This is a genomic window from Halomonas sp. KM-1 (assembly GCF_000246875.1).
GTDB classification, from domain to species: Bacteria; Pseudomonadota; Gammaproteobacteria; order Pseudomonadales; family Halomonadaceae; genus Halomonas; species Halomonas aerodenitrificans.
Map to the genome: position 1 here is coordinate 24,087 of NZ_BAEU01000166.1, position 19,161 is coordinate 43,247.

The window sequence follows — 19,161 nt, forward strand, 5'->3', positions numbered from 1 at the left end:
GTCATGGCCACCCGTCGCACGCCCAAGAGACGCGGCGCCACCACCAGCCGCAAGCGCGCCCCCGCCAGAGGCCAGGGCTTTCGCCTGCCCGGCTGGCTATGGGCATTGGGCGGCGTCATCGCCGGCTTCCTGCTCGCTCAGCACCAGCACGGCACCGCACCCTGGCAGGAGGGTAGCGACTCGCCGCTGGCCAGGCTGATGCCACGCACGCCGACCGAGACCGTCGAGCCGGCGCCGAGCGTCGAGCCGCGGGAACCGCGCATGCCGACCTTCGAGTTCTACACCCTGCTGCCTGAAGAGGTGGTAGCACCGCGGGAGGTGGCCTCCACCGCCTCGCCGCCGGAACCGACGGTCAACGTGCCGCCGCCGATCGAGCCCAGCGCCGCCGCCGAGCCGGCACCGGCCGACGATCCCATCGCCCAGGTCATCGCCGCCAACCTGCGCGACGAGGTCAACGCCACGCCGGAGAGCGAAGCGGCGGCCCCGGCAGGCACGCGCTACATGCTGCAGGCAGCCTCGTTCCGTGAGCCTGGCGATGCCGAGCAACTGCGCCAGCGTCTGCGCAACTTGAGTCTGATGGCCCAGGTCAGCCAGGTGCAGTCCGCCGACGGTCAGACCTGGCACCGGGTGATGGTGGGGCCATATGAAGACACCCGCGAGCTGAATCGCGCCGAGGATCTGATGACGACCCAGGGCATCACGCCGCTGCGTCACCGGGCCACCAACTGAGGAAACACGGCACCATGCCTGGTCGAACGCATCGCTGCGTTGCGCGGTCCATGACAACGGACCTTCCAGGCATGGGCGTTTGATCGGTGCGCTTGAATTCGCCTGCCGCCGCCCACACCTACCCTGAACGCTCTTGTCCGGCCCCCGATTGTCATGGGGCGCCGAAAGTCACCGGGAGCCCCGGCTCCCCGTTACGGAGTTATCTCCATGACCACGATCGTTTCCGTACGCCGCGGTGACCAGGTTGCCCTGGCCGGCGACGGCCAGGTATCGCTGGGCAATACCGTGATGAAGGGCAACGCCAGCAAGGTGCGCCGCCTCTATCGCGGCCAGGTGCTGGCAGGCTTCGCCGGCGGCACCGCCGACGCCTTCACCCTGTTCGAGCGCTTCGAGGCGCAGCTTGAGAAGTACCAGGGCAATCTGGTCAAGGCCGCCGTGGAGCTGGCCAAGGACTGGCGCACCGACCGCGCTCTGCGCCGTCTCGAGGCGCTGCTGGCCGTGGCCGACAAGAACGCCTCGCTGATCATCACCGGCAACGGCGACGTGGTGGAGCCGGAGCGCGGCATCATCGCCATCGGCTCGGGCGGCAACTTCGCCCTGGCCGCGGCCCGCGCGCTGCTGGAGAACACCGATCTCTCGGCCAGGGAGATCACCGAGAAGTCGCTCGCGATCGCTGGCGACATCTGCGTGTTCACCAACCACCACGTCACCCTCGAAACGCTGTGAAGGCCGCCACCATGTCCCAGATGACACCCCGCGAGATCGTCCACGCCCTGGATCAGTACATCGTCGGTCAGCAGGACGCCAAGCGCGCCGTGGCCATCGCCCTGCGCAACCGCTGGCGGCGCATGCAGCTCGACGACGAGCTGCGCCCCGAGGTCACGCCCAAGAACATCCTGATGATCGGCCCCACCGGGGTGGGCAAGACCGAGATCGCCCGCCGCCTGGCCAAGCTCGCCCGCGCCCCGTTCATCAAGGTCGAGGCGACCAAGTTCACCGAAGTGGGCTATGTCGGCCGCGACGTGGAGTCGATCATCCGCGACCTCACCGAAGCCGCCATCAAACTGGTGCGCGAGCATGCCAAGGACGAAGTGCGCCACCGCGCCGAGGACGCCGCCGAGGATCGCATCCTCGACGCCCTGCTGCCGCCGCCCCGCGGCCAGGAAGACAACCCCCGCAGCGACAGCTCGACGCGCCAGATCTTCCGCAAGAAATTGCGCGAGGGCGATCTCGACGACAAGGAGATCGACATCGAGATCACGCCCCAGGGCCCGGGTATCGACATCATGACCCCGCCGGGCATGGAGGAGATGACCAGCCAACTGCAGAGCCTGTTCTCCAACATGGGCCGCCACAAGACCGAGACCCGCCGGGTCAAGGTCAAGGATGCCTTCGCCCTGCTGCGCGACGAGGAAGCCGCCAAGCTGGTCAACGAGGAGGAGATCAAGCACCGCGCCATCGACGCCGTGGAGCAGAACGGCATCGTCTTTCTCGACGAGATCGACAAGGTGGCCAAGGGCAGCGGTCAGTCCAGCGGCGGCGAGGTATCCCGCGAGGGCGTGCAGCGCGACCTGCTGCCGCTGATCGAGGGCTCCACCGTCTCGACCAAGTACGGCATGGTCAAGACCGACCATATCCTGTTCATCGCCTCCGGCGCCTTCCACCTGTCGCGCCCCTCGGACCTGATCCCCGAACTGCAGGGCCGCCTGCCGATCCGGGTCGAGCTCGAGGCGCTCACGCCAGAGGACTTCAAGCGCATCCTCACCGAGCCCTCCGCCGCCCTGACCAAGCAGTACAAGGCACTGCTGGCCACCGAAGGGCTCGACATCGAGTTCACCGAGGACGGCATCGAGCGCATCGCCGAGATCGCCTGGAAGGTCAACGAGGGCACCGAGAACATCGGCGCACGGCGCCTGCACACGGTAATGGAGCGGCTGCTCGAAGAAGCCTCGTTCAAGGGCGGCGATTTCGGCAGCCCGCTGTCGATCGACGCCGCCTACGTCGACTCCCAGCTCGGCGAACTGGCCATGGACGAGGATCTGTCGCGGTATATCCTTTGAGACGAGCGCTGTAGCTGTAGTTGATGGTACTGCTCGGTTCGCCAGTGTCGCAGCAGCGAGGCCTACATGAGCGCAGCGCCGGGGACAGGTCGTAGCGGAGGTCATTCGCCAGGGATGGCGAATGTAGCGCCCAGGGATGGGTTCACAGCGCCTCCGCGAAGTGCCTGTCGCCGGACAGCTGCGCTTCACCAACGCAAGCGGAGTCCTGCATGACAGCCCCCATCCCCAGCAAGATTCACTACCACAAGAAGGCCCGCGAGCTGGAGCTCAGCTACGCCGATGGCGAGAGCCACCGCCTGCCGGTGGAGTATCTGCGGGTCTACTCACCCTCCGCCGAGGTGCGCGGTCACCATCCCAGCCAGGCCGTGCTGCAGGTCGGCAAGAAGGACGTCGGCCTCAAGAACATCGAGCCGGTGGGCCGCTATGCCGTCAAGCTCGTCTTCGACGATGGCCACGACAGCGGCATCTTCAGCTGGGAATACCTGCATGAGCTGATCGAGCACCGCGAGGCCTACTGGGCCGATTATCTCCAGCGCCTGGAAAAGGCCGGGGCCAGCCGCGCACCGCTGGGCATCGAGATCAAGCAGCTCTGATCGAGAGCAAGCAGCTCCAGTAGCCCCAGCAGGTCAAAGACAAGGCAGCCGGGGGAAGGCTACAATGTGGCCCATCATGAGGCCCAGCCTCACCTTTTGCAGCGATTCGGGAGCCTTTCACGCATGAGCCCTCACTCCACCCCCGGGGACCAGCGCACGACTCACTTCGGCTACCAGGAAGTGCCGATCGAGGAGAAGGCCTCGCGCGTGGCCGACGTCTTCCACTCCGTGGCGGCGCGCTACGACGTCATGAACGATCTCATGTCGTTCGGCATCCATCGGCTGTGGAAGCGGCTCACCATCGAGCGCAGCGGGGTGCGCCCCGGCCACAGCGTGCTCGACATTGCCGGCGGCACCGGCGACCTGACGCTCAAGTTCTCGCGCATGGTCGGCCCCCGCGGCCGGGTGGTACTGGCCGATATCAACGAGTCCATGCTGCGCGTCGGGCGCGACAAGCTGCTCGACAACGGCGTCGGCGGCAACGTCGAATACGTGCAGGCCAACGCCGAGTGTCTGCCGTTTCCCGATAACAGCTTCAACTGCATCACCATCGCTTTCGGCCTGCGCAACGTCACCGACAAGGACGCCGCTCTGCGCTCCATGGCCCGGGTGCTCAAGCCCGGCGGCCGCCTGCTGGTGTTGGAGTTCTCCAAGCCCAACAACCCCGTGCTGAGCCGCGCCTACGACGAGTACTCCTTCCGCCTGCTGCCCACCATGGGCCAGATGGTGGCGGGCGATGCCGACAGCTATCGCTACCTGGCCGAGTCGATTCGCATGCATCCCGACCAGGAGACGCTCAAGGCGATGATGGAAGCGGCCGGCCTCGAACGGGTCGAGTACACCAATCTCACCGGGGGCATCGTCGCCCTGCATCGCGGCATCAAGCTTTGAGGGCGCAATGACCTTGACCCCGACCCTGCTGCTGGCCGGCATCGAGCGCACCCTCAATGCCCTGCTCGCCCGCGACATGGCCGCTCCCACACGCCTGTCACGGCTGGCCGGGAGCCGGCTGCTGCTGCGCCTGGAGCGTCCGGCACTGACGCTGCTGATCGGCTTCCACCCGCATGGCGTCGACCTGATGCGTCAGGACGATCCCGACGAGAACACCGTCGACACCGTGGTCGAACTCGACACCGAAACCCTGGGCGAACTGCTGGGCGGCGAGTCGATGGAGCGCCTGATGTTCCGCGGCCGACTGGCGGTACGCGGACGCGTGCACCTGCTCGAGGAGGTGCGCGACCTGTTCTTCGATCTCGACATCGACTGGGAGGGCGAACTGGCCCGCTGGCTGGGCGACGTGCCGGCCCACAGCCTGGCCGAAGGGGTCAAGCGCATGGCCCGCTGGGGCCTACGCGCTCATGAGGAGATGCGTGCCGATATCGCAGAATACGTGTTCGAGGAGGCCCGCCTGCTGCCCGGGCGCCAGCAGCTCGATACCCTGCGCGATCACCTCACCGAGCTGGAAGTGGCCGCCGACCGCCTCGAAGCCCGTCTGAACCGCCTGCGGCGACGGCTGGAAAGCGAGGCCACGGCATGATGCTGCTTCGCCTGCTGCGCATCATCTGGGTGGTCACCCGCTACCGGCTCGACACTCTGCTGCCGCTGCAGCGCCTGCCCTGGTGGCTGCGACTGGCCTTTCTGTTCTCACCACTGCGCGTGGTACCAGTGGGCCGGCGCACGGGCGGCGAGCGCCTGCGCCTGGCGCTGGAATCGCTCGGCCCGGTGTTCGTCAAGTTCGGCCAACTGCTCTCCACCCGCCGCGACCTGCTGCCCGAGGAGATCGCCGACGAACTCCGCCGCCTGCAGGACCAGGTGCCCCCCTTCCCCGGCGAGGAGGCCCGGGCACTGGTGGAGAGCGAGCTACGCATGCCGCTCGACGTCGCCTTCGCCCACTTCGAGCCCGAGCCGCTGGCCTCCGCCTCCATCGCCCAGGTCCACGCCGCCCGCCTGCACAGCGGCGAGGACGTGGTGGTCAAGATCATCCGCCCGGCCATCGACCGGGTCATGCGCCAGGACATGGCGCTGATGTACCGCGTGGCCGGCCTGCTGACGCTGCTTCCGGAGGCGCGCCGCCTGCGTCCGGTGGAGGTGGTGCGCGATTACGAAGCGACCCTGTTCGACGAGCTCGACCTGCGCAAGGAGGCCGCCAACACCTCGCAGCTCAAGCGCAACTTCAACGGCTCCCCGCTGCTCTACGTGCCGGCGATCCACTGGTCGCTGACACGCAAGCGGGTCATGGTCCAGGAGCGCATCCACGGCATCCCGGTAGCCGACATCGCCGCGCTCAAGGCCCAGGGCACCGATCTCAAGCGCCTCGCCGAGCGCGGCGTGGAAATCTTCTTCACCCAGGTGTTTCGCGACAATTTCTTCCACGCCGACATGCACCCGGGCAACATCTTCGTCGCCCGCGAGCAGCCCCAGGACCCGCAGTACATCGCCATCGACTGCGGCATCGTCGGCAGCCTGACCCGCGAAGACCAGGACTACCTGGCGCGCAACCTGCTGGCCTTCTTCCATCAGGACTACTATCAGGTCGCCGCCCTGCACATCGAGTCGGGCTGGGTCGGCGAGGAGACCCGAGCCAACGAGTTTGCCGCCGCCATCCGCACGGTGTGCGAGCCGATTCTGGAGAAACCGCTCAAGGACATCTCCTTCGGTCAGGTGCTGCTGGGGCTGTTCCAGACGGCGCGGCGTTTCAACATGGAGGTCCAGCCGCAGCTGGTGCTGCTGCAGAAGACCCTGCTCAACATCGAGGGCCTGGGGCGCCAGCTCTATCCCGACCTCGACCTGTGGAGCACCGCCAAACCCTACCTGGAGCGCTGGATGCAGGAGCGCGCCGGTGCCGTGGGCCTGTGGGAGTCGCTCAAGCGCCAGGCGCCGGAGCTCTCGCGTCAGCTGCCCGAACTGCCCAGCGTGGCCCACCAGGCCCTGAGCCGCCTCGAACAGGAGCATCGCCAGCGCCGTCGCCAGGCCCTGGCCCTGAGCGGCATCCAGCGCCACCTGCGTGCCGGCCGGCGCGGGGGAAGGCGTTTGCGCCTGGGACTACTGCTGGCGGCCCTGGCATTGGCCTGGCAGCCGCTCACCGAATGGGCTGCGAACCAGCCCTGGCCGGTGCTGGCTGCCGGACTCATCGGGCTCGTGCTGCTGGCCTGGCAATGAACTTGACCCATCGCAACCGGAGCTGCCCGCATGCGTGATATTCTCGATGAACTCTTCGACGTACTGGCCAGCCGCCGCAGCGCCGACCCCGCCGAATCCTACGTTGCCGCCTTGCATGACAAGGGGCTTAACAAGATACTCGAAAAGGTCGGAGAGGAGGCCACGGAGACCCTGCTGGCAGCCAAGGATGCCGAGACCGGTGGCGAAGACGAACGTCAAGCGCTGGTCGCCGAAACCGCCGACCTGTGGTTTCATAGCCTGGTGATGCTGTCGCATCTTGGACTCGACCACCGGGACGTGCTCGACGAGCTGGCCCGGCGTTTCGGAATATCCGGGCACGAAGAGAAGGCCGCAAGGTCAAAGTAAAAATGACTTCCGGATCCTCCGGAATCCCGACTCAGAGGTAACCTTCATGTTAGGTGGCATCAGTATCTGGCAACTGCTGATCGTACTCGGCATTATCATTCTGATCTTCGGCACCAAGAAGCTGCGCAACGTCGGCACCGATCTGGGCGGAGCGGTCAAGGGCTTCAAGCAGGCCGTCAATGAGGAAGAGAAGGATGGCAAGCCTCAGGCCAAAGTGAGCCACGAAGAGCAGCCCAACACCTATGACGTTCGCGCCGAAGAGAAAAAGGCGGCGGACAGCGTCGAGGAACGAGAAGAGCGCAAGTAAGCCTCCATGTTTGATATCGGCTTTCTCGAACTTCTGATTCTGGGAATCGTGGGCCTGCTGGTGCTCGGTCCTGAGCGCCTGCCCAAGGCTGCGCGCACGGCGGGGCTGTGGGTCGGCAAGATCAAGCGCACCGTGTCGAGCATGCAGCGGGAGATCAACTCGCAGCTCGAGGCGGAGGAGCTGCGTCAGAAGCTCAAGGAGCAGCAGAGCAAGCTCGACGAGAGCCTGAACAAGGCCAAGCGCGACGTGGAGAGCATCGCCCAGCCCTACTCCACCTCGACCCCGCGCAAGGGCGACGACGACGCGCCAGCCACACCCGAGCACAAGCCCGACGACGTGGCGCCGCCGCCGTCCGCTTCGGCGCGGCTAGACGAGGCGCTGGCCGAGGTCAGGCAAAGCGACGACGCGCCCTCCTCTCCCCCCGACGATGACAAGGACGCCGCTTCCCGATGAGCGACTCCGACGACAAGCAGGAACTTGGCCAGGCCCCCCTGATCGAGCACCTGATCGAGCTGCGCTCGCGACTGCTGCGCGCGGTGCTGGCGATCTTCGTGATTTTCCTCGGCCTATACCCGTTCGCCAACGAGATCTATACCTTCGTGGCCCAGCCGCTGATGGGGATGCTGCCGGAAGGCTCGCAGATGATCGCCACCGAAGTGGCCTCGCCGTTCCTGGCCCCCTTCAAGCTGACCCTGGTGGTGGCGGTGTTCATCGCCATCCCCTACGTGCTGCACCAGGCCTGGGCCTTCGTCGCCCCGGGGCTGTATGACAACGAGAAGGCGCTGGCCCTGCCGCTGCTGGCCTCTAGCGTGGGCCTGTTCTATGCCGGCGCGGCCTTTGCCTACTACGTCGTCTTCCCGCTGCTGTTCCAGTTCTTCACCCAGACCGGGCCGGAGAACGTGGCGGTGATGACCGACATCAACCAGTACCTGAACTTCGTTCTCAAGCTGTTCTTCGCCTTCGGCGTGGCCTTCGAGATCCCCATCGCCACCTTTCTGCTGATCGCCTCCGGTGCCACCACGGTGGAGAGCCTGTCGAAGAAGCGCCCTTACATCATTCTGGGCTGCTTCGTGGTCGGCATGTTGCTGACCCCGCCCGACGTGATCTCCCAGAGCCTGCTGGCCATTCCCATGTATCTGCTCTACGAGGTGGGCATCCTGTTCGGCCGCCTGGTACGCCGGCGGCGCCGCAAGACGGCTGAGGCCAGCGAAGAGCGCGACGAGGCCTGAGCCCGAAAAACATAAAGCCGATACGCAAGCGCCCCGCTTCGAAGGAAGCGGGGCGCTTTCATTACCGCATTACCGCACTGGCTCAGAGATCCATCAGCTCGTCGATACGCTCCACCAGCTTGAAGATGCCGGTGGCGGCCTCGCCGATGCGGGTGGCGAGCATGTAGGCCGGGGTGGTCACCACACGGTTCTCGAAGTCCACCACGATGTCCTCCACGCCGCAGCTGCGGTGCAGCCCGCCCATGGAGCTGATGGCGCCGGAAACGCCGGGGTCGTGGCCGATGGTCACGGCGATGCCCGGCCCCAGCAGCTTGGGCACCAGGGCGGGGGCGATGCACATCAGACCGATGGGCTTGCGCGCCTGGTAAAAGGGAGCCAGCGCCTCGACCAGCTCGGGCAGCGGCTCCATGTCACTACCGGCTTCGGCGAAGTTGGAGAGATTCTTGGCCGCACCGAAGCCACCGGGCAGGATGACGGCATCGAACTCATCGACGTCCAGCTCGTCGAGCGGTGCGATATTGCCTCGCGCCAGGCGCGCCGATTCCGTCAGCACGTTGCGCGCCTCACCCTCGACCACCTCACCGCTGCGATGATCGATCACATGGTGCTGCATGATGTCCGGCGCGAAGCAACGATGGCCGATACCCAGTTGATCCAGCCGCAGCAGGGTCAGCGTGGTCTCGTAGATTTCCGAGCCATCCTGGACACCGCAACCCGACAGGATGACCGCCACTTGTTTGCTCATGCCTTTCTCCTTGTTGTGAAGGCGCTTCGAATGAAGGGTTCAGCCTTGGTTCCCGAAGCCAACACTTTAGAGAGTCGTGCGGGGTGCGACAAGGCGCGACTTTCGGCTTGGGGTGGCACTGATATACTCGTTCCATACACTCGCTTGTCATTGCACCATCATTCTTTCCAGGCACACTGCCGCCAGCTGACGTCAGGGCGGCAGTGGCCACAGCCGGAGTAGATAACCTTGAGTTTCCAGACCATGCGCCAATTTCCCGCCACGCGTATGCGCCGCATGCGGCGTGACGACTTCTCGCGCCGCCTGATGCGGGAGTCGATCCTGACCGCCGCCGATCTGATCTGGCCGGTATTCGTGCTCGACGGTGAACAGCGCCGAGAGGCCGTGCCCTCGATGCCGGGCGTCGAGCGCCTGTCGCTGGACCTGCTGATTCAGGAGGCACGCGAGGCGTACGAGCTGGGCATCCCGGCCCTGGCCCTGTTCCCGGTGGTGGATCAGGCGCTGAAGAGTGAGCTGGCCGAGGAAGCCTACAACGCCAACGGCTTGGTGCAGCGCAGCGTGAGAGCGCTCAAGGACGCCGTGCCGGAGCTCGGCATCATGACCGACGTGGCGCTCGACCCCTATACCATCCACGGCCAGGACGGCATCATCGACGACACCGGCTACGTGCTCAACGACCGCACGGTGGAGACGTTGCTCAAGCAGGCCCTGTCTCACGCCGATGCCGGCGCCGACGTGGTGGCCCCCTCCGACATGATGGACGGACGCATCGGCGAGATTCGTCAGGTGCTCGAGCAGGAGCATCTGCACAACGTACGCATCATGGCCTACAGCGCCAAGTACGCCTCGCGCTACTACGGCCCCTTCCGCGACGCGGTGGGCTCCGCCGCCAACCTGGGCAAGGCCGACAAGCGCACCTATCAGATGGACCCGGCCAACAGCGACGAGGCGCTGCACGAGGTGGCCCTGGACCTTGCCGAAGGCGCCGACATGGTGATGGTCAAGCCCGGCATGCCCTACCTGGACGTGGTGCGACGCATCAAGGACGAGCTCAAGGTGCCCACCTACGCCTACCAGGTCAGTGGCGAGTACGCCATGCACATGGCCGCCTTCGACAACGGCTGGCTCGACGGCGACGAGGTGATGCTCGAGTCGTTGATCTGTTTCAAGCGCGCCGGGGCCGACGGCATCCTGACCTATTTCGCCAAGCGCGCCGCCCGCCTGCTTGCCGGTTAGCCTCTAACTGCGCTTGAAGGCTGCCAGATCGTTGGGGTCGAAGCCATCGACCCGCTCGGGCAGCCCGCGCTCTTCGCGCAGCCGCTGGATCCTGGCGCGTTCGCCGAGCTGCTCGGCATCGTCGTCCAGGGTGCGACCGTTGAGCTCGGCAAGCTGGACCATGCCCTGGTGGTAGGCGGTCATCAGGTGCAGGGCCACGTGATTGCCCTGGTCCATTTCCCGGCGCAGGGTGGCAAGGTAGCTGCTGAGCCGTGAGAGCTGGTGCTTGAGCTGCCAGACATAGCGCATCTCGGTCATCCAGGGGCGCTCACGCAGTACGGCAAAGGTCAGGCTGGTGGCCAGCAACCCCAGGAATACGCCCAGAGCGTTGAGCCACAGGCTGGAGCCGAAGGCCGCCACCAGCAGTTGGGAGAACACCAGGCCGAAGACGATGAGCTGACCGGCCATGGCCAGACTGATGAGCCGGGCCTTGCGGCGATAGGTCTCGGGGTCGTGGTATTCGAAGGAAAACGGCATGCCCAACTCCTGTTGCAACGAGAATGCCGGGAATTATCCCGGCATCCCTCGCTCAGGTACAGCCGTGTGCCCTTCTTCTCAGCGCAACCGGTCAGCCGCTTCCAGCAACAGCGCCTCGGTGGCCTGCCAGCCCAGGCAGGGGTCGGTCACCGAAACGCCGTAGCGCAGGGCTCCGGGCGAGAGCTCCTGACGCCCCTCTTCCAGGTGGCTCTCGAGCATCAGCCCCATCAGGGCCGTCTCGCCGCGTATCCGCTGAGCTATCACGTCGCGCAGCACTTCGCCCTGACGGCGATGATCCTTGCGCGCATTGGCATGGCTGCAGTCCACCATCAAACGCGCAGGCAGTCCCGACTGCTCCAGCGCCCGACACGCCTCGGCGACCGAGCCGCTGTCATGGTTGGGCCCATGTCGACCGCCACGCAGCACCACATGGGCATAGGGATTGCCGGATGTCTCCCGCAGCGCGGGGCGGCCCTGGTCATCGAGACCGAAATGCTGGTGCGGGTGCGCGGCAGCGCGAATGGCATCCACCGCGACGCCCACGTCGCCGCTGGTGGCGTTCTTGAACCCCACCGCTGCCTCCAGGCCGCTGGCAAGCTCGCGATGCAGCTGCGACTCGGTGGTCCGAGCACCGATGGCTACCCAGGCCAACAGATCGTCGAAGTAGCTGGCCAGCATCGGCTGCAGCACCTCGGTGGCCACCGGCAGGCCCAGGACGGCGATCTCGTGCATCATGTGGCGCGACAGGTGCAGCCCGCGCGCCATGTCGCCGCTTCCGTCCAGGTCGGGATCGTAGGCCAGCCCCTTCCACCCCACCGTGGTGCGCGGCTTCTCCACGTAGACCCGCATCACGGGAAGCAGGCGGTCGGAAATCCGCGGGGCGAGCTCAGCAAGCCGCCGGGCATACTCCAGCGCGGCCAGCGGATCGTGGATCGAGCAGGGGCCAACCACCACCAGCATACGGTCGTCGCGCCCCGTCACGATGTCACGGATGGCGCGGCGCTGCGCGGCGAGCCGCTCGGCCACCGGCGGCGCCAGGGGTAAACGGCGTCTGAGCTCGCCAGGTGTGGGTAGCGTCATCTCGACCCGACTGGATGTGGCAGGGGCCATGTCGGCATGGCCATCGGTCAGGCGTTCAGCAAGTGTCGCGGGGGCATTCATGGTCAACTCCGTGAGGTCGGCAAACATCGTGTCGTCATGCCACCGGTCATCTCACGGTCGGAGGTGGCGCACTGGACCGACCGCGCGGCGCTAAATCGCCAGCCATAGCCCCAGCCATAGTAATCGTGGCGGGTACGGGCGGCGAAAGTGGCGCGGTATGCAGTCATGGTGCGTCTCCTCGAGTCGATTCCGTTTATGGGGTCTACCAACATTACGCACAAAACGTAAAACCCCCGGTCGGGTTGCCGACCAGGGGTTTCATGATGGAAGGCAACCCGGTTGGGTGTGCCCTTGCAGCTGTGTCCGATTCAGGACCCGGCCGCCGGCACACCGGCGCTAAACCAGTACCAATACTGACCGTCGAAGCCAAGCGACTGTCCATCGAAGCCAAACGACATTATCGCGCCAAAGGCACGGTTCGCATCGCTTGCTGTCAGATTCGCGGTCAGCGTCATGGTCGTCTCCCACTGTTCTGGATTCATCGTGCCGCATCGCGGCAGGCTTGGCAAGCCCGTATTCAGGCCAGCACGGCGCGGCTCACGCCGAGGATCAGCGGCAGCAGGTTCAGCGCCAGTACTGCCAACAGGGCCAGCAGCCACAGCGGGCCACTTTCATCATGATACTCCTTGGGCGGTGCCATGTTCGTCTCCTTTCAGCTCATGCCAGTGGCTAATAGTCTAGCGAAGATGGCGCCCGCCATCGACCGGCAGCGTGATCCCGGTGACATAACGGTTGTCGAGCAGGTAGCGCAGGCTCTGATAGATCACGCCCGGCCCCGGCACCATGGCCATGGCCGACTTGGCCCGGGCCTGCTCGGCATAGGTCTCGTCGTCGTCCTCGCCCAGCATGATCAATGCCGGCGCGATGGCGTTGACCTGAATCTGGGGGGCATACAAGGCCGCGAACGACAGCGTCAGGTTCTCGAGCCCCGCCTTGGTGGCGGCATAAGCGGCATGCTTTTTCGAGCCCTTCCGTGCCACGTAGTCGGTCATGTGCACGATGTCGCGCTGCGGCTCACCGCAGGCCTCGAGCAACTCACGGCAGTGGAGGTTGATGAGGTAAGGAGCGAGCATGTGTACGCGAAACAGCCGCTCGAAGGTGGCGCCCGCCGTCTCGTCGTGGCCGTCCGGCGCCCAGTCGCTGGCGTTGTGCACGATGGCACGCAGCGATGGCGTCTGCTGCTTGAGGCGCGCGATGAAGTCGAGAATGCCTGCCTCGGTGGCGAAATCCGCCAGCAGGGTGACGATGCCGCGGCTGCGCAACGCCTCGAGCTCCGGCCGCTCGCGCCGATAGCTGACGATCACCGGATGGCCGTCGTCGACCAGCCGCTCGGCGCAGTGGCGCCCCAGGCGCTGGGCACCGCCGGTGATCAGGATCGGCGAGGCGCTCACCCCGCACTCCCCCGGCGCAGTACCCCGGCAGTGGGCACCAGCGGCTGGCGCGGCGCATAGGCGAAGACGTCGGAGAAGACCCGCGACGGCTCGAGCCCCAGCGAGGCCAGCACGTCGACGCAGGCGTAGACCATGCCCGGCGAGCCGGAGAGGTAGACGTCATGACCGCTGACGTCGTCGAGCCCCATGGTCAGCGCCTGGTCGATACGACCCAGATGGCCCTGAACACGCTCGCCGGCCACTGGCGGCTGCGGCGCCACCTCGGTAACCACATGGAAGTGCAGGTTCTCGTGGTTCTCGGCCCACTGTCGAGGCAGGCTCTCGAGATAGAGATCACGGCGTTCGCGGGCCGCCCACCAAAGCTCGATGGGCCGCTCAGGCGTCTCGTGCAGGGAAGCCTCGACGATCGCCTTCATCTGGGCGAAGCCGGTACCGGCAGCGATCAACAGCAGCGGCCGCTGGCTGGTCGGATCGAGCACACAGTCACCGCCGGGCAGGCGCACCGTCAGGTGGTGGGCTACCACCACCAGCTCGCGCAACCGGGCGGAGTTCTCGCGCTCGGGCCAGTGCTGGATGTGCAGCTCCAGGGTGCCGTCGCCACTATGGGCGCTGGCGATGGAGAACGGCACCCAGGTCTCGTCATCGAGCTTGAGTTCCAGATACTGGCCCGGATCATGGGCCATGGCCTCGGCGCGCCCTTCCAGGCGCACGCGGAACACGTCGGGGGTCAGATCCTCCACTGCCATCACTTGGCAGGTCAGGGTCCTAGGGGTCATGCAGGCCTCTTGTCGTCAGGGTGTAGGGGGCAGGCGGATACCCAATTCGTCCCAGCGTTCGCTGACGCGGGCCTTGACGGCCTCGTCCATGACGATGGGCGTGCCCCATTCACGATCGGTCTCGCCGGGCCACTTGCTGGTGGCGTCGAGCCCCATCTTGGAGCCCAGCCCCGCCACCGGCGAGGCGAAATCGAGATAGTCGATCGGCGTGTTCTCGACCATGACGGTGTCCCGGGCCGGATCCATGCGGGTGGTGATGGCCCAGATCACGTCTTTCCAGTCGCGGGCGTCGACGTCGTCGTCGAGTACCACCACGAACTTGGTGTACATGAACTGGCGCAGGAAGCTCCATACGCCCATCATCACGCGCTTGGCGTGGCCCGGATACTGCTTCTTCATGGTCACCACTGCCATGCGGTAGGAGCAGCCCTCCGGCGGCAGGTAGAAGTCGACGATCTCGGGAAACTGCTTGCGCAGGATCGGCACGAACACTTCGTTGAGTGCGACGCCGAGGATCGCCGGCTCGTCGGGCGGACGCCCGGTGTAGGTCGAATGGTAGATGGCATCGCGGCGCATCGTCATGCGCGTCACGGTGAACACCGGGAACTCGTCGACCTCGTTGTAGTAGCCGGTATGGTCGCCGTAGGGGCCTTCCGGCGCCGTGTCGTCGGGGTAGATAAAGCCTTCCAGAATGATTTCGGCAGACGCAGGCACTTCCAGATCGGCGTGGCCGCACTTGACCAGCTCGGTGCGCGAGCCTCTCAACAGCCCGGCGAAGGCATACTCGGAGAGTGAGTCCGGCACCGGCGTCACCGCGCCGAGAATCGTCGCCGGGTCGGCGCCCAGCGCCACCGCCACCGGGAAGGGCTCGCCGGGGTTCGTCTGCTGGTGCTCCAGGAAGTCGAGCGCGCCGCCGCGGTGCGACAGCCAGCGCATGATCAGACGGTTCTTCGACAGCTTTTGCTGACGATAGATGCCCAGGTTCTGGCGCTTCTTGTACGGCCCGCGGGTCACCACCAGCGGCCAGGTAACCAGCGGAGCGGCGTCGCCGGGCCAGCAGTGCTGGATCGGCAGGCGGCCGAGGTCGACGTCGTCGCCCTCCAGCACTACCTCCTGTACCGGGGCGCTGCGCACCGTCTTCGGCCCCATGCTCATCACCTGCTTGAAGATCGGCAGCTTGTCCCAGGCGTCGCGAAAGCCCTTGGGCGGCTCGGGCTCCTTGAGGAAGGCGAGCAGTTCGCCCACCTCGCGCAGCGCCTCGACACTGTCCTGGCCCATGCCCATGGCGACCCGCTTGGGCGTACCGAACAGGTTGCCCAGCAGCGGCATGTCGTGACCCTTGACGTTCTCGAACAGCAGCGCCGGGCCACCGGCACGCAGGGTGCGGTCGCAGATCTCGGTGATCTCGAGATAGGGGTCCACCTCGGCTGAAACTCGTATCAGCTCGCCCTGAGCCTCCAGAGCGGCGATGAAGTCGCGCAGATCCTTGTACTTCATTGCAATTCCCGTTTCCGGAACGACGAAAGGGGCAGCATAGCATGCCGCCCCTTTGCGCACCGCCGATCCCGCTTAGCGGCGCTTCATGGCTTCGAAGAACTCGAGGTTCGTCTTGGTATCTTTCAGGCGGTCGATGAGGAACTCGGTGGCCGCGGTATCGTCCATCGGGTTGAGCAGCTTGCGCAGGATCCACATGCGCTGCATCTCGTCCTCGGAGGCGATCAGGTCCTCGCGGCGGGTGCCGGAACGACGGATGTTGAGGGCCGGGTAGACACGGCGCTCGGCGAGCTTGCGGTCCAGATGTGCTTCCATGTTGCCGGTGCCCTTGAACTCCTCGAAGATCACCTCGTCCATCTTCGAGCCGGTATCGACCAGCGCGGTGGCGATGATGGTCAGGCTGCCACCCTCTTCGATGTTACGTGCGGCACCGAAGAAACGCTTGGGCTTCTCCAGGGCGTGGGCGTCGACACCGCCGGTGAGCACCTTGCCGGAGCTCGGCACCACGGTGTTGTAGGCACGCGCCAGACGGGTGATGGAGTCGAGCAGGATGACCACGTCCTTCTTGTGCTCGACCAGGCGCTTGGCCTTCTCGATCACCATCTCGGCAACCTGCACGTGGCGCGCCGGCGGCTCGTCGAAGGTGGAGGCGACCACTTCGCCGCGCACGGTGCGCGACATCTCGGTCACTTCTTCCGGGCGCTCGTCGATCAACAGCACGATCAGGTGACACTCGGGGTTGTTGCGTGTGATCGAGGTGGCGATGTTCTGCAACATCAACGTCTTGCCCGCCTTGGGCGGCGAGACGATCAGGCCGCGCTGGCCTTTGCCGATGGGCGCGGTGAGATCGATGATGCGTGCGGTGAGATCCTCGGTGGAGCCGTTGCCGATCTCCATGCGCAGCCGCTCCTGGGGGAACAGCGGCGTGAGGTTCTCGAACAGGATCTTGTGCTTGGCGTTTTCCGGCTTGTCGAAGTTGATCTGGCTGACCTTGAGCAGCGCGAAGTAGCGCTCCCCTTCCTTCGGCGGACGGATCTTGCCGGAGATCGAATCGCCCTTGCGCAGGTTGAAGCGACGGATCTGCGACGGCGAGACGTAGATGTCATCGGGACCGGCCAGGTAGGAGCTGTCGGCGCTGCGAAGGAAGCCGAAGCCGTCCTGAAGAATTTCCAGAACACCGTCGCCATAGATATCCTCGCCGCTCTTGGCGTGCTTCTTGAGGATGGCGAAGATGATGTCCTGCTTGCGTGAGCGGGCCAGGTTGTCGATGCCCATCTCGCGGGCGAGCTCCAGGAGCTCTGGCACGGTTTTTTGCTTGAGTTCGGTAAGATTCATCGGTGTGTTCGGAAGTTGCTCATGTCAGCGTGGCGGCACGGCGGCCGTGGGAATGTGCGGATAAAGAACGGTACGCCGCTTGGGTGCGTTCAGAGCCCGATGGAGCTGCCGCTCATGAGCGATGCTCGTTGCGCTACGACCACTCTGCGCAAGAGGTCGAGGCACGGTATCGTGTAAGAGGGAGCAGCGCTTCGTGTCGCATGGATTCATCGCCTGTGCGTTTCAAGTGCCACCATGGCTTCGGCACATGACAACGAGCGACAAGAAGGGGCTGTCTGACGACTTGATGTTGACCGCGACGCGGTCGGAAAGCATTCGGAACAGGCGAACGTCTCGATGTTAGTCAAGGCCGGCGACGAACGCAACCCCATCGATCAACCCCCGTGCGATTGACACGTTCGCGCCAGCGCCGCAACCTTTAGCCATCCGCTATCAGGACGCTTAGATGACTGCACCCAAGGATCGGCCTCAAACCGCCAACGATGACGCCATGCTCCAACGGCAAGACCCACGGCAACTGGCAGCCATCGATCTGGGTTCCAACAGCTTCCACCTGCTGGTCGCCCGCTATCAGGACGACCGGCTGCAGGTGGTGACACGCTGCGGTGAAAAGGTGCAGCTGGCCGCCGGCCTGGATGGCCGCAACCATCTGGACGAAGCCGCCATCCAGCGTGCGCTGACCTGTCTTGACCGCTTCCTTCCCTACTTGGCGGGAGTGGCCCGTGATCGTCTGCGTGTGGTAGGCACCAGTGCGCTGCGCACGGCGCTCAATCGGCAATCCTTCGTCGAGCGGGCCGAAGCCCTGCTGGGCTGCCGCGTGGAGATCATCTCCGGCGAGGAAGAGGCTCGCCTGATCTACCTCGGGGCGTCCCACACGCTGGCCGCGAACGGGCGTCGCCTGGTCGTCGATATCGGCGGCGGCTCGACCGAGTTCATCATCGGGGATCCCTCTGGGCCGCTGCTGCTGCAGAGCCTCGACGTTGGCTGCGTCACCCACACTCGCCGACATTTCAGCGACGGTACGGTCAACGAAGCCAACATGCGCCGGGCGGAAGCGGACGTGCTGGCCCGGCTAGAGGCCATTGAAGCCAACTATCGCGAGCTGGGCTGGAGCGAAGCGCTGGGCTCCAGCGGCACCATCAAGGCGGCCGCTTCGGTGCTTGCCACAAGCGGTGGCCAGCCGGGCATCGTCACCCGCAGCGGCTTGCAGACGCTACGCCAGCGCCTGATCGAGTGCGAGCGTTTGGACAACGTCACGCTGGAGGGGCTCAAGCCGGACCGCTCGCGCATCTTTCCCGCAGGCGTGGCCATTCTCGGAGCCATCTTCGAGACATTCGAGCTGACGACGATGAACTATGCCGATGGTGCACTGCGTGAGGGCGTGCTGCACGACATGCTGGCTTGTGCACCGTTGCAGCAGGCATAGCGCAGCGCCGCTCACTACGCCCTCGCCACAGAACACCACCCAGCCGCCACGGCCAGCCAGCGCCCTTCCGGCAGCAGCAGCGCCGCTACCGGGGTCTGCTCGTGCCAGACCACCGCGACACGCTCCCGCGCCCAGGGCGGCACCAGAGCCTCCTGCAGCAGACGTTTGAGGTCGCGGCTGCCACGCCCGGCAAGGCGCAGTCGCTCGCCGCCCTGGCGAGCCTTCAGTGTCAGGCGCACCGGTGGGCCCTCGACGGGCGCCAAGCCGACGCCGATCTCGCCCCAGGGCGACACCAGCGGTGCCCTGCCGTCCCATTCGAGAGTCCAGTCCGGCATCAGCGATTCCCAAGAGGGCAGCAGGTAGAGCTGGCCGCGCCAGATGCGCGCCTCGGCGCTGCTCCAGCTCACCCGGACCTGGGCGTCGCTGCGCGCCTCGAGCTGCTCGAGCAGCGTTTCGAGACGACCCGCCGGCGGTGTGGACACACCCAACCGGCGGCAGGCGTGACGCAACAGCGAGCGCCGCCGAGGCGTAGAAAGCCTCAGCAACGCTTCAACGCCGAGGCAGCCCGGGTCGTCGCCCAACGCAGCGAGGTCGCCTGCGGCAAGCTCCTCGAGCAGTTGCTCCGCCTCGCCGGCAAG

The 19,161-nt window shown here is 65.8% G+C and carries 23 protein-coding genes; 13 read left to right on the forward strand and 10 right to left on the reverse strand.

Annotation, left to right across the window (positions count from 1 at the left end; all coding sequences use genetic code 11):
• Positions 1-3: 3 nt before the first annotated feature.
• The 11 genes from B8115_RS22485 to tatC all read left to right on the forward strand — a co-directional run bounded on the left by B8115_RS22485 (position 4) and on the right by tatC (position 8,443).
• A complete protein-coding gene (locus tag B8115_RS22485) occupies positions 4-729 on the forward strand; it encodes an SPOR domain-containing protein (protein ID WP_010630121.1) in 726 nt (241 codons plus the stop codon).
• Between the two features lie 207 nt (positions 730-936).
• Positions 937-1,455 (forward strand): ATP-dependent protease subunit HslV, encoded by a 519-nt coding sequence (gene hslV / locus B8115_RS22490; RefSeq protein WP_010630122.1) that lies wholly within the window; start codon positions 937-939, stop codon positions 1,453-1,455.
• A gap of 11 nt (positions 1,456-1,466) precedes the next feature.
• Positions 1,467-2,789: an ATP-dependent protease ATPase subunit HslU gene (gene hslU, locus B8115_RS22495; RefSeq protein ID WP_010630123.1), complete on the forward strand. Its 1,323-nt coding sequence runs from the start codon at positions 1,467-1,469 to the stop codon at positions 2,787-2,789.
• Positions 2,790-2,998: 209 nt separating this feature from the next.
• Positions 2,999-3,382 (forward strand): gamma-butyrobetaine hydroxylase-like domain-containing protein, encoded by a 384-nt coding sequence (locus B8115_RS22500; protein ID WP_010630124.1) that lies wholly within the window; start codon positions 2,999-3,001, stop codon positions 3,380-3,382.
• A 123-nt stretch (positions 3,383-3,505) separates the two neighbouring features.
• Entirely contained in the window at positions 3,506-4,273 is a 768-nt protein-coding gene (gene ubiE / locus B8115_RS22505) for a bifunctional demethylmenaquinone methyltransferase/2-methoxy-6-polyprenyl-1,4-benzoquinol methylase UbiE (protein WP_010630125.1), read from the forward strand.
• A gap of 7 nt (positions 4,274-4,280) precedes the next feature.
• Positions 4,281-4,919 (forward strand): SCP2 domain-containing protein, encoded by a 639-nt coding sequence (locus tag B8115_RS22510; RefSeq protein ID WP_010630126.1) that lies wholly within the window; start codon positions 4,281-4,283, stop codon positions 4,917-4,919.
• Positions 4,919-6,541 (forward strand): ubiquinone biosynthesis regulatory protein kinase UbiB, encoded by a 1,623-nt coding sequence (ubiB, locus tag B8115_RS22515; protein ID WP_026038327.1) that lies wholly within the window; start codon positions 4,919-4,921, stop codon positions 6,539-6,541. The genes B8115_RS22510 and ubiB overlap by 1 nt, the downstream gene beginning before the upstream one ends.
• A gap of 30 nt (positions 6,542-6,571) precedes the next feature.
• A complete protein-coding gene (locus B8115_RS22520; RefSeq protein WP_010630128.1) occupies positions 6,572-6,907 on the forward strand; it encodes a phosphoribosyl-ATP diphosphatase in 336 nt (111 codons plus the stop codon).
• 46 nt (positions 6,908-6,953) lie between these two features.
• Positions 6,954-7,214 carry a Sec-independent protein translocase subunit TatA gene (gene tatA, locus B8115_RS22525; RefSeq protein ID WP_010630129.1) on the forward strand — a complete coding sequence of 87 codons (261 nt, stop codon included), beginning with the start codon at positions 6,954-6,956 and terminating at the stop codon, positions 7,212-7,214.
• Between the two features lie 6 nt (positions 7,215-7,220).
• Entirely contained in the window at positions 7,221-7,667 is a 447-nt protein-coding gene (tatB, locus tag B8115_RS22530; protein WP_010630130.1) for a Sec-independent protein translocase protein TatB, read from the forward strand.
• Entirely contained in the window at positions 7,664-8,443 is a 780-nt protein-coding gene (tatC, locus tag B8115_RS22535) for a twin-arginine translocase subunit TatC (RefSeq protein WP_010630131.1), read from the forward strand. The genes tatB and tatC overlap by 4 nt, the downstream gene beginning before the upstream one ends.
• Positions 8,444-8,525: 82 nt before the next feature.
• Here the strand turns inward: tatC and elbB are convergent, their stop codons facing one another.
• A complete protein-coding gene (gene elbB, locus B8115_RS22540) occupies positions 8,526-9,188 on the reverse strand; it encodes an isoprenoid biosynthesis glyoxalase ElbB (RefSeq protein ID WP_010630132.1) in 663 nt (220 codons plus the stop codon).
• 243 nt (positions 9,189-9,431) lie between these two features.
• Between elbB and hemB the strand changes: the two genes are divergently transcribed.
• Positions 9,432-10,424, forward strand: a complete 993-nt coding sequence (gene hemB, locus B8115_RS22545) for a porphobilinogen synthase (protein WP_010630133.1) — start codon at positions 9,432-9,434, stop codon at positions 10,422-10,424.
• Positions 10,425-10,427: 3 nt separating this feature from the next.
• Here the strand turns inward: hemB and B8115_RS22550 are convergent, their stop codons facing one another.
• The 8 genes from B8115_RS22550 to rho form a co-directional block, all read right to left on the reverse strand.
• Positions 10,428-10,940: a DUF3087 family protein gene (locus tag B8115_RS22550; protein ID WP_010630134.1), complete on the reverse strand. Its 513-nt coding sequence runs from the start codon at positions 10,938-10,940 to the stop codon at positions 10,428-10,430.
• A gap of 78 nt (positions 10,941-11,018) precedes the next feature.
• Complete coding sequence (locus B8115_RS22555; protein WP_026038329.1) at positions 11,019-12,101, reverse strand: 3-deoxy-7-phosphoheptulonate synthase; 1,083 nt, start codon at positions 12,099-12,101, stop codon at positions 11,019-11,021.
• 308 nt (positions 12,102-12,409) lie between these two features.
• Positions 12,410-12,556 (reverse strand): hypothetical protein, encoded by a 147-nt coding sequence (locus B8115_RS23685; protein ID WP_158409672.1) that lies wholly within the window; start codon positions 12,554-12,556, stop codon positions 12,410-12,412.
• Positions 12,557-12,618: 62 nt separating this feature from the next.
• Positions 12,619-12,741, reverse strand: coding sequence for a hypothetical protein (locus B8115_RS24090; protein ID WP_267963375.1), 123 nt, complete (start codon positions 12,739-12,741; stop codon positions 12,619-12,621).
• A gap of 37 nt (positions 12,742-12,778) precedes the next feature.
• The gene (gene folM, locus B8115_RS22560; protein WP_010630136.1) at positions 12,779-13,492 is read right to left on the reverse strand and encodes a dihydromonapterin reductase; all 714 of its coding nucleotides are present in this window, start codon (positions 13,490-13,492) and stop codon (positions 12,779-12,781) included.
• Entirely contained in the window at positions 13,489-14,268 is a 780-nt protein-coding gene (locus B8115_RS22565; protein ID WP_010630137.1) for an NAD(P)H-flavin reductase, read from the reverse strand. Before B8115_RS22565 ends, folM begins: the two co-directional genes overlap by 4 nt.
• Positions 14,269-14,283: 15 nt before the next feature.
• On the reverse strand, positions 14,284-15,765 hold the full coding sequence (ubiD, locus tag B8115_RS22570; protein ID WP_010630138.1) for a 4-hydroxy-3-polyprenylbenzoate decarboxylase: 1,482 nt from the start codon (positions 15,763-15,765) through the stop codon (positions 14,284-14,286).
• A gap of 72 nt (positions 15,766-15,837) precedes the next feature.
• Entirely contained in the window at positions 15,838-17,097 is a 1,260-nt protein-coding gene (rho, locus tag B8115_RS22575) for a transcription termination factor Rho (protein WP_010630139.1), read from the reverse strand.
• Between the two features lie 445 nt (positions 17,098-17,542).
• On the opposite strand from rho, the gene B8115_RS22580 reads away from it, so the two are divergent.
• Positions 17,543-18,523, forward strand: a complete 981-nt coding sequence (locus tag B8115_RS22580) for a Ppx/GppA family phosphatase (RefSeq protein ID WP_010630140.1) — start codon at positions 17,543-17,545, stop codon at positions 18,521-18,523.
• A gap of 14 nt (positions 18,524-18,537) precedes the next feature.
• Here the strand turns inward: B8115_RS22580 and tilS are convergent.
• A partial coding sequence (gene tilS, locus B8115_RS22585; protein ID WP_010630141.1) for a tRNA lysidine(34) synthetase TilS occupies positions 18,538-19,161 on the reverse strand: 624 nt, incomplete at its 5' end.